Genomic DNA, 13,091 nt, shown 5'->3' with positions numbered 1-13,091 from the left:
CTGAGTCCCTGTTTAAGGATCAATTGGAGGAGACACGATGCCGTATATTGACACACCCAAGGGAGTCAGACTTTATTATGAGACATATGGGCAAGGACGTCCGATCGTTTTTATTCATCCGCCTTTGACGGGGCATGTTATTTTCAAATATCAAAAAAAGCTGGACAAGAACTTTCAGATCATCCTATACGATCTGAGAGGACATGGGAAGAGCGGCTATCTGCCCTCGCAGTCGGAAGACCGTGTATTTCCGGATCACTTAGATGACTTAAAAGCACTGATTGAGGGCCTGAAACTCGAAAATCCGGTCGTTGCCGGCTATTCTGCCGGGGGGCAGCTCGCACTGTCTTACGCGCTCGCTTACACAGAGAGAGTGAGCGCCCTTGTTTTATCGGGAGGCTATCCGGCGATCGATTCGCAGCTGCTGGCCTGGGAATATCAGATTGGCATAATCCTGATCCGTACGAAGAAAAAAAACGTACTGAGCAATATTTTGGCAAAAAGCCATAAAGTTACGGAAGCCGACATAAAAATGCTGTATACATATGCCATGAAAGCGAATGACGATGCCGTTCTGGATCTTTATGTGACAGGAAAGCGCTATAATGCGGTTGAGCAGCTCCCGAGGCTAAACCGTCTGCCGACGCTGATCCTTTACGGAACCCGGGACAAGTTTATCAGCAAGCATAAAAAGTATTTTGAAATATTGACAAAAACGAAAATCATTTTTATTGACCGGGCTTTTCATCAGCTGCCCACACATCAGCATGAAGAATTCAATCAGGCGCTCACTCAGTTTTTAAAGGAAATTTAAACAGTTGCTATGTACAAAAATTTTGGTAAATATTGCATGAGTCTATCTGCTCCTGTTTTTCTTGAGATAATGACATTAACATGAGTGCATGTTATAATAAGCATGTAAATCAAGTCTGTTCGCAATAAAAGGGTCCGTGGTGATGACACGGACCCTTTTGATACGTGAAGATATGTGCATCCATTCCTTCACGGTCGCCTAGAATAAACTGAGAAGCCATTTAAGAAGCACAGGCAGAACAACGATTAATAAAGGAATGATAACTTCCTTTAAAAGAAATCGCTGCCGTGCTTCTTTTTTCTTCTCGCGACGATCAAGTCTGTTACGCAACGTGTCTCACCTCCTCCACGATTAAACGCGCAAGGAAGTTTGATAGTTATCATAGACGACACTATCATTATAGCAAACATATGTTCGATTTGATAGTGATATCTCGAAGCATACCCATTTTTCTTAATGCAAAAGAAGATGTACGTTATCATGAATCTTGGGACCAATAAAAAAACTGAGATATCCTATCGTTGCAGGTCCTTTTAATGCCTTATTCTCGATATTTTGTCGAAATCATCGAACATGAACAGGAAAACATGGGAAATCATGACAATGACAACGAAGTCCGCAACGATTATATTAGTTATAGCGGACCTTCAACAATGCTTGAACACAAAAACAGAGCCGGGCAAAAGAACTTTGAAAGGAAACCTGAAGGTTGTGAAATTCTCTTTTGCCGTCAAACGGTGTTTATCCATCGTTTTTTTTGATTTGACTGTAAACGGCCGGTTTTATTCGAGCGGACAGGCCGTGTGGAAATTTTCGTGATTATGTCTCCTTGAAAAATAAATGTATAAATAGTTTCTGACAGGGAAAAGGATTTTCACTACCTTTTCCTATGTTTTTGCGTGAATTAAAAATAGCGAGGCCAATCCACATGCACGAGAAAGGTACGGTAGGCACATGAAGCAGGTTTTTGCCGAATCAGAAGAGAATGGCAGTCTGAATACATACGAAGTTGAAACGGGTAAGAAAAGGGACGGGCTGCCAGCGACGAGCAGGTTCAAAGCCCTGAATGAGAGACGAAGACGGCGGCGCTATATGCCGGGACTGGACGGACTGAGGGCTGTCGCCGTTCTGGCCGTGATTTTCTATCACCTTGGTATTCCATGGGTCAGCGGGGGACTGCTCGGTGTCAGTGCTTTTTTTGTTCTCTCAGGCTACCTGATTACCGATCTGCTTATTTCCGAATGGGAAAGATCGCAGACGATCAATCTTAAGAATTTCTGGCTGAGGCGGGCGAAACGCCTGCTTCCGGGGATGATTTCGACGGTTGTCCTGCTGCTCATCTGGACTTCGCTATTCAGGCCTCAGCTCCTCGGCACCTTAAAAGGGGACGCCTTTGCGGCTCTTTTCTACGTGAGTAACTGGTGGTACATTTTTCACCAACTTTCCTATTTTCAGAGCTATGAAAATCCATCGCTTCTGACCCACTTCTGGTCGCTTGCCGTCGAAGAACAGTTCTACCTGATCTGGCCGTTATTCATCTTTTTCGGTATCAGGCATAGGAAGACACGCAGACATTTGTTTTTCATTTCAATAGTCGGTGCTGCACTATCGGCAATGCTGATGGCCGTTCTGTATCATCCCGATACGGATCCGAGCAGAGTATACTATGGCACGGATACGCGGGCGTTCTCCATTTTGCTTGGTGCGGCACTTGCCTTTATATGGCCAAGTCAGAGACTTTCTGCCAGCCTTACAAGGTGGTCGCGAGTCTTTCTCGACTTAATGGGCGCTCTCGCCCTGGTGATGATTTTCATCATGATTACGATGGCTAATGAGTATGACCCGTTTCTTTATCGGGGCGGGCTCCTCGTGCTCTCCGTTGCGACCGTCATTGTCATCGCCGCCGTGTCCCATCCGTCAACCTGGCTGGGAAAGTTCTTTGGACTGGCTCCGTTTCGCTGGATCGGCGCCCGTTCATATGGAATGTACCTTTGGCACTATCCGGTTATCATGTTGATGAGCAGCAGCTTTGATTCGGGCGGAATGCAGATCGTTCATGATTTACTGGAGGTTGCCCTGGTTTTTCTGATTTCGTCGCTGTCTCTCAGGTATCTTGAAAACCCGATCAGACATGGCTCGTTCGCTCAGCTGCAGGAAAAAATACATAGAATAAGCAATCTGGAGTCGCGACGGAAAGTCATTGGAGGCGGTCTGCTCGGTATCATTTTATGTTTGGCAGTCATTGGCACCTTTGCCATCTTTAACGAGTCGAATGCAAATGATCGAAAGACGGCAATGACACGGAATGCCTCTGCCGTACAGCAGGTGAAAAAAGCAGCGCACGGCAGCAGCGAAAATGCTCAGTCAGGGGAAAAATCGGGTAAACGTGCAGATACTAATGAGGCGGCAAAGGCAACACCTGTCAAAAGTGAACCGGCAAAGACTGCTGCAGCAGTCAGCGATCAGCCCGTCACGGCAATCGGCGATTCGGTCATGGCCGATGTTGAACCGTTTCTGATGAAAAAATTTCCCAATGCGGCTGTAGACGCAAAAGTGGGGAGGCAATTTTACGAGGCCATGGGCATTATTCAACAGCTTAAAAACCAGGGAAAACTTGCTGACACGGTGATCATCGAACTCGGAACCAACGGTCCGTTCTCTATGGACCAGCTGGCGTCGATGATCCAGGAAATCGGTTCCACCCGTCGTGTGATTTTGGTGAATACGCGTGTGCCCAGACCTTGGCAGGCCATTGTCAACCAATCATTGCAAAATGCGGTATCCATGTATTCCAATGTAAGCCTTGTAAACTGGTATGCGGCGAGCGCGGGTCACGCCGATTATTTCGAGCCTGACGCCGTGCACTTGAACACTAGCGGTTCGCAGGCATACGCCGACTTGCTGGCGAAATCGGTTGAGACATGGAAGAAATAGATCGATTAACATTTCGTAAACGTCGGGTCGTTCTACCATTTATGTGTCTCAATTTTACCTTATCATGTCTTAAACCGATAAAGAAAACTTGGCGAAGCGGGGCCTTTGGCGCAGGCAGAGCCTTAGTTGCGGGGGCCAGGACGGCCTAATGCCGAACATGCCGCAGGACGCGGCGATCTGTTCGGTCCCTTATAGTTCTTAAAATTTTTTACTTATAGTAGAACAAAACATTGACATTTTTAAAAACATCGTATAAAGTATGAAATGTAAGTGATCACTTGCATTTTGATTGAAGGTTAAAATGGATGACTGAGCAAAAGAGTACGCAGGAACGCATTATTGAAGCATTTATCGAGCTGTTCCGCGATTACGGCTATAAAGGGACGACGACCCGGGCAATTGCTGAAAGGGCCGGTGTGAATGAAGTGACCGTCTTTCGCCATTTTGGCAACAAGAGAGCCATTATGGATGCAGCGATTCAATCCGTGTCCTACAGTCCTCGGTTGGAAAAACTGATACAGGAAAAAGTGACGTGGGATCTTGAAAAGGATCTCCGGATGATTGCGTCAGGCTATCTCGGATATATGGAAAACACGAGGGACTTACTGATGATCGGTTTTCGGGAGGCCGGGAACTTCCCGGAACTCAACAAAATGATTGTGAAAATACCGCTTGAACTGAAAAGAGTGCTGGTTAGGTATTTTTCAGAAATGCGGCAAAAGGGGAAGATCATTGACGCGGATATCGACTACCAGGCAATGAATTTTCTTTTGCTGAATTTCGGATACTTTTTGTCAAAGTCCCGTTTTGCTGATCAAGTCATTCCTGATTCACTCGATGACTTTCTCAACAGTAGTATTCAGCTTTTCGTAAGGGGATTGACCCCCTGATTTTTTTGGAAAATATGTAAGCAAGTACTTACTTAAATTGGAGGCTTACTATGAAAACATTAAAAGAGTTTTTAAAGTATTCGGAGACTTATCTAGGTATTGCCACTGCTCTCGTATTTATGCTCATTTTCTTTTGTGTCTGGATGACAGCCTATAATGGTGTAACCGATCGCACCAATCACCTGAAGATCGGTTTAGTCAATGAAGATAAACAGATAGGAGCAACCCTGGAAGAAAATCTTAAGAAAAATCTGCCTTTTGATGTAAAAACCTATCAGTCGATCCATGCGGCAAAACAAGAGATGAATCAGCGGAAGCTGGATATGGTCATGGAAATTCCCGAAAGTTTTTCAAAAGATCTGCAAAGTAAAGGAACCACAGATGTAAAATATTTTATTAATCAGGCGAACTCTTCGTTAGCGAAGCAGATTATGAATGGCACGGCCGGTAACATCACTCAGGCAATCAACGGCAATGTTTACAACTATAAACAGAACTTCATACTTTCACATTTATCCGGTCAAATGAACGCGGTCATTCCTTCTAAAAATCTATCACAGGCTATTTCGAATAATATCGCGCAAGCCTTAAAGTCATTAACGATCGATTCTGTTCACTCGTCGATTGTCAAAACCAATAACACAGATGGTTTTCCCGCGACGATGGTGCCGCTATTGGTTGTGCTCGCCTCATTTGTCGGATCGATGATTATGAGCCTGAATTTAAACGGTGCCGCGATAAAGATGAGGCAGACTTTTGACAAGTGGTCCATCTTCCTGGCAAGACAAATCATCAATATCGGCGCGTCGGTTCTTCTCGCCGCGGTGACGTTAACGTTTATGGCCATTTTCAACATCGATTTGAAGACATCGCTGCTTGAGACGGGGATGTTCCAGATGCTCGTCTATTTCTCTTTCTTAAGCCTGACACAGATGTTTGTGGTTCTGTTCGGTCCCGCCGGAATGCTGTTCAATATTCTGACCATGGCGCTTCAACTCGTCACATCCGGCGTCATTGTGCCGAAAGCGATGCTGTCCGATTTTTATCAGACCATCGCGGCTTATTTTCCAGCCACCTATGTTGCGGATGGCTATTATACGGTGATCTTTGGCGGTGTGCGTCTGTCCGGCGATCTGCTGCCGCTAGCGGCTATTTCAGGAGCGGCACTTCTTGTCGCGATGATCCGGGTCCTATTCCAGAAAAATAAATCGTTGGTAACGAATCCAATAGAGCAGAAAAAAGTTCAAACCGTACAATAAGATAAGTTGTGCGAACACCTGGATTCAGAACCTCTGAAGCTCTTCCTGCGATTGACAAAAAATCCGGAAGGAAGCATCGAACTGTCACGAAGTGCGGCTTAAGATGAATTTTACAACGATTCCGCAAACGACACCTATAAACATGGAGGCGAGGGTGCCTAATAGAAAATATTCCGCGAAATCGCGGTCATCCATCTGCTTGAACCGTGCGATCGATTTGGCCGCCGCGATGAAGGCGATGCCTGAATAGGCTCCTATGACAATCAGGACCATGACCAGCAGCCTCTCAAAATAACCGATAATAACGCCTCGCGTGCGATCGCTCTTTTTATTGATTAAATAAGTGTATTTTTCCTGTATAGAAGGCATGTTCCGAGTCGCGTCCGGTCCTGTTTTCTCGTTTGTCAGAACATATTTTCCTTCGGACAGGGATAAGCGGTCGGGAATCATGCCGACAAGAAATCTGATGAAATGACCGCTGACCGTTGTTGCAACGATCAGCATAATAATTAGAAAGAGAAGAACACTGACCGGCGATGCCTGAAGAGGGATTCCCTTCTCAACAACTGCAGTCAGCCGATTGAAATATGCCGGAAAGTCTACGTTCAGAAAAAACGCACAGACGAGCATGATTGTAGCAAGGTGCAGAAGCTGGTCGATCACAAACAAATAAAGCGAATATAAAGGTTGACCGGATTGTTTTTTAGAAACGATCATTTTTCCCTGATCGATGCCATAATGGAAAAGAACGATCGTGAGCGATGCGCAGGCGATTTGAAAGAATGAAAGATGCAGTTGATTGTTTCCGATCAACAGGAGCGTCAAAACGAAAAAGGTGAGGATCAGATGATGCGTTAAATGCCTGACAAGGTATTTGGATTTATGTGTGACCATTGTATTGGTTTGCAGATAAAAATCGACCGCTAAATGGGCCAGAATCAGGCCAGAAGAATCATTTCATTTTCCCTTCTTAATCTGTTCTTTATTATTAAAGAGAGGAAGCAAAGGCATCGATTTTTTCAATTGCACGCGGATGGCATCATTCAGGTCGTGAATCAGCAGCGGGATTCGATTATAATCCTGTACCCCGGCTCCTTCTTCAAGACCAAGCAGTTTCTGAACCTGAAGAAAATTTTTCTGCAGGAGTTCGCTTCGTCCTCTGGTAAAATGCGAAGATATCGTGGATGGCGTCTTGTTCAGGAGTCTGGCAATTATTTTTTGTTCATTAAAAATCGAATAGAGAGCATAAACCAGTCTTTGATTTTCCGATTGACTTTGCTGCAGAACGAGCTGATTTTCGATAAACGGATTCAGGACGTCCGCGGTTGAAGCCAAGAAGTGTAAATCGGATTCACCGGCAAAACGCATCGTTATTTTTCGGTCCCTATCCCGTTTAATTTTTTCATTCTGGGCCCTTGCCTGTTTAATCAGCGGATGATTCCAGACCTCGATATCAAGCCGGTCGATGTTTTCTGACACGGCACCATACGACAGTCCGAAATAAGGCCTCTGTTCCGCAAACTTCCAGAACAGGCTTATGTAATGGGCAATCGTGTAAGCGGAAAAGCAGTGATCGCCGACAAACAGGATTTCGTCGCCGCGGCGGTGCGACACCCTGGCCGTAATAATATGGTCGCACCAACTATTTATAACGTGCTCCCATTCCTGCAGATAATCGGTAATCTGGTTCCAATTGTCCTTAGAAGAAGAGCTGCTGACATCCATAATAAAGACTGAAATATATCGTTTCATCTGCTACCTCCATTTTACCATTAAAAACATTTGTTCGCATGTGTTTTTCAACTTTTTAATTATATTAATAAGGGCGCTGCTATTAGTATAAATTTATTCGACAAAATAGTCTAACTGATGTTTGATTAGATGTATTTATCGAATTTATAATGAGTTTGATAAACCAGTCTACATCAGTTAAATTATGATGTGCTGCGACAGCAGGTAATTCCTTTGATTGACAGTACTCCGGCTGAAGCAGTATCTTATAGTGAAGACATCATTTGTTCACAATATAACGAGGCTTAGGGTGATTGTTTTGACTGTCTCTTATGAAACAGAAGAGTATGACGAGCTGCTGGCTGCCGTTCAGAAGGCCAATAAACTGAGACGGAATATCTTATTCAGTCTGACGGAAAGAGTCGGCCGGACCGATCCGCTGTCGTTCTATTACAGGGGTCAGGCCCAATTTTCCGGAGCGCGGTTCTTTTGGCAGAACGAGACAGGGAATCAGATCATTGCCGGATTGGGACAAGCGGTTAAGATAGATGCAGATAAAGAAGGTTCACGCGTAAAAAACGTCAGGAACAGATGGCGGGAAATTCTGGATACGGCTGTCCTGTCCGGAGTTTCCGGCGGGGAAGGCACCGGACCGCTTCTCCTTGGCGGTTTCTCCTTTGATCCGAAAACAAAACCTTCAGGACTTTGGCACCGCTTTGGGGCCGGCTTGTTTTATATTCCAGCTTTATCGTTGACTGATTTTCACGGACAGACTTATCTGACGATAAATTTAGCCTGTTCAGCCGGCGATGATCCTGAGAAACTGATGGATCGGCTGCAGGAAATGAAAAAAAATATTCCCGGAAAACTCGGCACGATCCCGATTTCAAGAGAACGATTGATAGAAAAGAAAGAAAAAGAGCCGGATGAATGGAAGAGAACAGTTCAGAGGGCTGTTTATAGGATGACTGCGTCTGATCTCGACAAAATTGTTTTAGCGAGAGCATTGGAATTGGTTTTTGATGATCCGATCAATTCTGAGTCCGTCATGGGAAGGCTGCGTGAGCAGCAGAAAGGGAATTTCATTTTCAGTCTGGAATCATCCGGTGACTGCTTCCTTGGAGCGACTCCTGAACGTCTTGTCCGGAAAAGAGGCAACGAGTTGTTTTCAACATGTCTTGCCGGATCGATTATCCGGGGAAAAGACGAGGCAAGCGATAAACTGCTGGGGGACGAATTATTAAAGGATCCTAAAAACCGGCTTGAACATCAGTACGTTGTATCAGCGATTAAGGAGGCGCTCGAAAGGCTTTGCAAAAGTCTAAGCGTGCCCGATGAACCGATAGTGATGAAGAACAAACATATTCAGCATTTGTATACCCCTGTACAAGGAACCTGTGATCCGGACGTTTCTGTTTTCGATGTGATCGACAGGCTTCATCCCACACCGGCTCTCGGAGGGGTTCCGACAGACAAAGCCGTGATCTGGATACGCGAAAATGAGAAACTTGAACGGGGGCTGTATGCCTCTCCGATCGGCTGGGCGGACGCGTTCGGAAACGGCGAATTCGCGGTTGGGATTCGCTCGGCGCTCATCCATGGAAAAAAGGCGACACTTTTTGCCGGATGCGGCGTGCTTCAGGACTCTATACCGGAGAAAGAATATGAAGAAACAGCGGTCAAGTTCCGCCCAATGCTGAGCGCTTTCGGGGTGAAGTTATGAATCATATTGAATCGCTTACCGCCTATTTATCGTCTTTTGTTGATGAACTTGTTATTAATGGGGTCCGCGATGTCGTTGTGAGTCCCGGCTCAAGATCCACACCGCTCGCATTGCTTTTTGCGGAAAATCCGGAAATGCGAATTTATCTCGACATCGACGAGCGTTCCGCGGGCTTCTTGGCGCTTGGTCTTGCCAAAGCAAAGAAAAAACCGGTCGCTCTGCTTTGTACATCAGGCACGGCGACGGCAAACTATTACCCGGCTGTCGTTGAAGCGTTCTGTGCCCGGATTCCGCTTCTCGTGCTGACGGCGGATCGGCCACGCGAGCTCCAGAGTGTCGGTGCGCCGCAGACGATCGGCCAGTCGGAACTGTATGGCAGCCATGTCAAGCGTTTCATCGAAATGGAGATTCCGGAAAACAACACCTTCATGCTCCGGTACACCCGGACTGTCTGTGCCCGGGCCGTCTTCGCAGCTACTACCCGTCCTTTTGGTCCGGTACATCTTAATTTCCCGTTAAGAGAGCCCCTTCTGCCTGATATGAAGGAGGCCGTCAACTACCGTGCGCAGGAAAAAAAGGCCGTTTCCATAACAAGCGGGACGCTGGCCCTGTCTTCTTCAGCGAATCATTCGATTGCTGAAACGATTCGAAGAGCGCAAAAAGGTATCATCGTCTGCGGGCAGCTGGAATTCTCAGGAATGAAAGAAGCCATAACAACTTTTGCAGAGCGCCTTGGTTTTCCGGTACTCGCCGATCCTCTTTCTCAGCTCCGGCGCGGATCGTACACATTCTCAAATATTATCGAGTGCTACGATTCTTTTTTACGGGATGAACAGACGGCTTTGCTTCTTCAGCCGGATTTGGTCATCCGCTTCGGCCCGATGCCCGTTTCCAAAGCACTGATGCTTTGGCTGAAACAGCAAAAATCGCCTCACCTTGTGGTTGACGGCGGCCAGGGCTGGCGCGATCCTTCGGCAGCGGCAACGGAAATGGTTTATTGTGATGAAGAACGGTTTTGCTATGATCTGATTGATCTTCTTCCGGAGAATAAGCACCGGGACTGGCTGGCGCTTTGGAGAAAAATCAATGAAGCCGCCAAAACTGCGCTGCTCAGTATCCGTGATGAACAAGTCCTTAGCGAGGAGAAAGCAGTGGTTCTGACCAGTGATTTAATGCCTGATCACTCCTGCCTGTTTGTCGGAAACAGCATGCCGATCAGGGAACTGGATACGTTTCTCTTTACCGGCAGCCGGGATATAGCAGTCTATGCCAATCGGGGGGCAAATGGAATCGACGGGGTGGTTTCGACAGCTGTCGGCGTCAGTCTTGTCAGCAAGCACACCGTGCTTGTGATCGGTGATCTGAGCTTTTTCCATGATATGAACGGCCTCCTGGCGGCGAAACAGTATCAGGCTAATCTGACAATCGTTCTGATTAATAATGACGGAGGCGGAATCTTTTCCTTCCTCCCGCAGGCTTCGGAAAAAGAAAACTTTGAGACGCTGTTTGGCACACCGCACGGACTGGATTTTTCAAATACGGCAAGGCTCTATGGAGCCGATTATAAAAATGTCGGGAGTTGGAGCGAATTTGCGTCAGCTTTCACTCATTCATTTTCAAAACCGGGACTGAAAATCATTGAAATTAGGACAAACCGTGAGGAAAATGTCCGGAAGCGTCGTCAATTGAGACTTCTTGTTAACGAACAGATATCCGAGGTTTTGGGCAGGGACAGACAATGATTTTAACGATTCGCGGAATCACCTACCATATTGAAGTGCTTGGCAAAGGCGAACCGGTGCTGCTTCTTCATGGATTTACGGGCAGTCTCGGAACGTGGCAGTTTCTTGATAAAACACTAGGTGAATATTTCCAGCTGATAAAGGTCGATTTAATCGGACACGGCCGGACGGCGTGTCCGGCAGATCCGCGGCGATACGCAATGGGTGAAGCGCTGAATGACCTGGCAGCCTTGATGGATACGCTGAAGCTTGAGAAAGTACATATTTTGGGCTATTCGATGGGCGGCCGACTCGCACTCGGTTTTGCCTGTACACACCCTAACCGTGTTCAGAGCCTGATACTTGAAAGTACTTCCCCTGGACTTTCGGATGAAGAAAGCAGAAGGGCGCGCAGGAATCATGACCGGAAGCTTGCAGAACGGATCAGGAACTCGGGCCTTCAACGGTTTGTTGATTATTGGGAGAATATTCCTCTCTTTGAATCTCAAAAGAAGATGCCGCAAAATAAACGAGACACACTGAGGAACGAACGCCTTGCGGGCAGCGAAAACGGACTGGCAGGCAGCCTGCTTGGCATGGGCACCGGTTCCCAGCCGTCGTTTTGGAACGATCTCGAGTCGTTTTCTTTTCCGGTTTTTCTGATTACAGGTCAGCTTGATGAGAAATTTTGCAGAATTGCTGATCGGATGCGAAAACATTTTAAAAAAGCGGACTGGCAGGTTATTCACTCGGTTGGTCATGCGGTCCATCTTGAAAATAATTTAGTTTTTTCTCAGATAGTCATAAAGTTTCTGATGGCGCACGCCGAAGCAAAATAGGCCTTTTGCTGTGCCGATATATTTTTATTCAACTTAATTGGGGTGATGACATGAAGATTGATTCGATTACACTTCGATTAATTTCATCACCGCTGAAAACGCCTTTCATCACTCATCTTGAAACAGTTACAAAGCGGGAAGCCATTATTATTGAAGTAAAAGATCGAGAGGGAAGAATCGGCTACGGAGAAGCCGATCCCTTTTCAAGTCCCTGGTATACGGAGGAAACAATCGCCACGTGCTGGCTTATGCTTCGCGACTATTTAATTCCCATTACTCTTCAAAAGGAATTTTCCGAGCCTCAAGAGCTGGATTCACGATGGTCCGGAATCCGAAGGAACAACATGGCCAAATCAGGCTTAAGTCAGGCTATATGGGATTTGTACGCAAAGGAAAAAAATGTGTATATCGGCCGGTTATTTGGCGCGGTGAGAAAAAAAGTTGCCGCAGGTGCCGTGATCGCTGCGAGAAATAGCGAAGAGGCAGTGCGGCAGATTGAACATTATTCAGCATCTGGTTATCAGCGTTACAAAATAAAGATTTCCCGTGCGACAGACGTAGCATTGATCTCTTTGATCAGAAGCCGATTCCCAGATATATCATTGATGGCTGACGCCAATTCAGCCTATTCTTTGCAGGATTTGGAACATTTGAAAGAGTTAGACGCATTTAAGCTGCAAATGATTGAGCAACCGTTTTCATACAACGACCTGGCGGAGCATGCGATTTTACAGAATCAAATCAAAACACCGATCTGCCTGGATGAAAGTATATGCTCGATTAATGACGCACGTTCAGCTTTAAAACTCAGAAGTTGCAAGGTCGTTAATTTGAAAATGGCCCGAGTGGGCGGCTGGACCGAGGCCATTAAAATCCACAGTCTCTGCCTGAAGGAACAAGTCCCTCTTTGGTGCGGAGGAATGATTGAATTCGGTGTGGCCAAAGCTCACAATATTGCACTTTCGGCGCTTAAAGGCTTCACACTTCCTGGAGACTTGTTCGCTTCCTCGCGTTACTGGCCGCACGATATAATCGAACCTGAAATTAATGTCGAAAATGGTTTTATCCATGTTCCGAACGGTGCGGGGATTGGATTTAAGATTAATCAAAAACAGCTTGAATTAATGACACTCAATCACATAATGTTCAAAAAGTAATTTTTCTTCGATTTCATACCTCT

The 13,091-nt window shown here is 46.1% G+C and carries 11 protein-coding genes; 8 read left to right on the top strand and 3 right to left on the bottom strand.

All coding sequences use genetic code 11. The features are described from left to right. Positions 1-37 precede the first annotated feature (37 nt). Positions 38-814 carry an alpha/beta fold hydrolase gene (locus IEX81_RS05580; protein WP_188802073.1) on the top strand — a complete coding sequence of 259 codons (777 nt, stop codon included), beginning with the start codon at positions 38-40 and terminating at the stop codon, positions 812-814. A gap of 198 nt (positions 815-1,012) precedes the next feature. On the opposite strand, the gene IEX81_RS16680 is transcribed toward IEX81_RS05580, so the two are convergent. Beyond that, on the bottom strand, positions 1,013-1,144 hold the full coding sequence (locus IEX81_RS16680) for a hypothetical protein (protein WP_268239307.1): 132 nt from the start codon (positions 1,142-1,144) through the stop codon (positions 1,013-1,015). Positions 1,145-1,768: 624 nt separating this feature from the next. Here IEX81_RS16680 and IEX81_RS05575 point away from each other — a divergent pair. The 3 genes from IEX81_RS05575 (at position 1,769) to IEX81_RS05565 (ending at position 5,897) form a co-directional block, all read left to right on the top strand. Further along, a complete protein-coding gene (locus IEX81_RS05575) occupies positions 1,769-3,748 on the top strand; it encodes an acyltransferase family protein (protein ID WP_188802072.1) in 1,980 nt (659 codons plus the stop codon). 305 nt (positions 3,749-4,053) lie between these two features. Further along, a complete protein-coding gene (locus IEX81_RS05570; protein WP_188802071.1) occupies positions 4,054-4,638 on the top strand; it encodes a TetR/AcrR family transcriptional regulator in 585 nt (194 codons plus the stop codon). A 50-nt stretch (positions 4,639-4,688) separates the two neighbouring features. Continuing rightward, positions 4,689-5,897: a YhgE/Pip domain-containing protein gene (locus IEX81_RS05565; RefSeq protein WP_188802070.1), complete on the top strand. Its 1,209-nt coding sequence runs from the start codon at positions 4,689-4,691 to the stop codon at positions 5,895-5,897. 84 nt (positions 5,898-5,981) lie between these two features. Here the strand turns inward: IEX81_RS05565 and IEX81_RS05560 are convergent, their stop codons facing one another. Both IEX81_RS05560 and IEX81_RS05555 read right to left on the bottom strand, forming a co-directional pair. Next, a complete protein-coding gene (locus IEX81_RS05560) occupies positions 5,982-6,833 on the bottom strand; it encodes a DUF3307 domain-containing protein (protein ID WP_268239309.1) in 852 nt (283 codons plus the stop codon). 21 nt (positions 6,834-6,854) lie between these two features. Further along, positions 6,855-7,649: a hypothetical protein gene (locus tag IEX81_RS05555; RefSeq protein WP_188802069.1), complete on the bottom strand. Its 795-nt coding sequence runs from the start codon at positions 7,647-7,649 to the stop codon at positions 6,855-6,857. Positions 7,650-7,938: 289 nt separating this feature from the next. Between IEX81_RS05555 and IEX81_RS05550 the strand changes: the two genes are divergently transcribed. From IEX81_RS05550 to menC, 4 genes are read left to right on the top strand one after another with little or no spacing between them, the layout of a single operon-like run. Beyond that, a complete protein-coding gene (locus IEX81_RS05550) occupies positions 7,939-9,351 on the top strand; it encodes an isochorismate synthase (protein WP_188802068.1) in 1,413 nt (470 codons plus the stop codon). Beyond that, entirely contained in the window at positions 9,348-11,093 is a 1,746-nt protein-coding gene (menD, locus tag IEX81_RS05545) for a 2-succinyl-5-enolpyruvyl-6-hydroxy-3-cyclohexene-1-carboxylic-acid synthase (RefSeq protein ID WP_188802067.1), read from the top strand. The genes IEX81_RS05550 and menD overlap by 4 nt, the downstream gene beginning before the upstream one ends. Further along, on the top strand, positions 11,090-11,911 hold the full coding sequence (gene menH, locus IEX81_RS05540; protein WP_188802066.1) for a 2-succinyl-6-hydroxy-2,4-cyclohexadiene-1-carboxylate synthase: 822 nt from the start codon (positions 11,090-11,092) through the stop codon (positions 11,909-11,911). Before menD ends, menH begins: the two co-directional genes overlap by 4 nt. Positions 11,912-11,961: 50 nt before the next feature. Next, entirely contained in the window at positions 11,962-13,068 is a 1,107-nt protein-coding gene (gene menC / locus IEX81_RS05535; protein ID WP_188802065.1) for an o-succinylbenzoate synthase, read from the top strand. Positions 13,069-13,091 lie beyond the last annotated feature (23 nt).

Origin of the sequence: Sporolactobacillus putidus (genome assembly GCF_014647035.1) — a bacterium.
In the GTDB taxonomy this organism is placed as follows: Bacteria; Bacillota; Bacilli; order Bacillales; family Sporolactobacillaceae; genus Sporolactobacillus; species Sporolactobacillus putidus.
The sequence above is the reverse complement of the archived record's forward strand: the minus strand, read 5'-3'. Positions and strand labels throughout refer to the sequence as shown.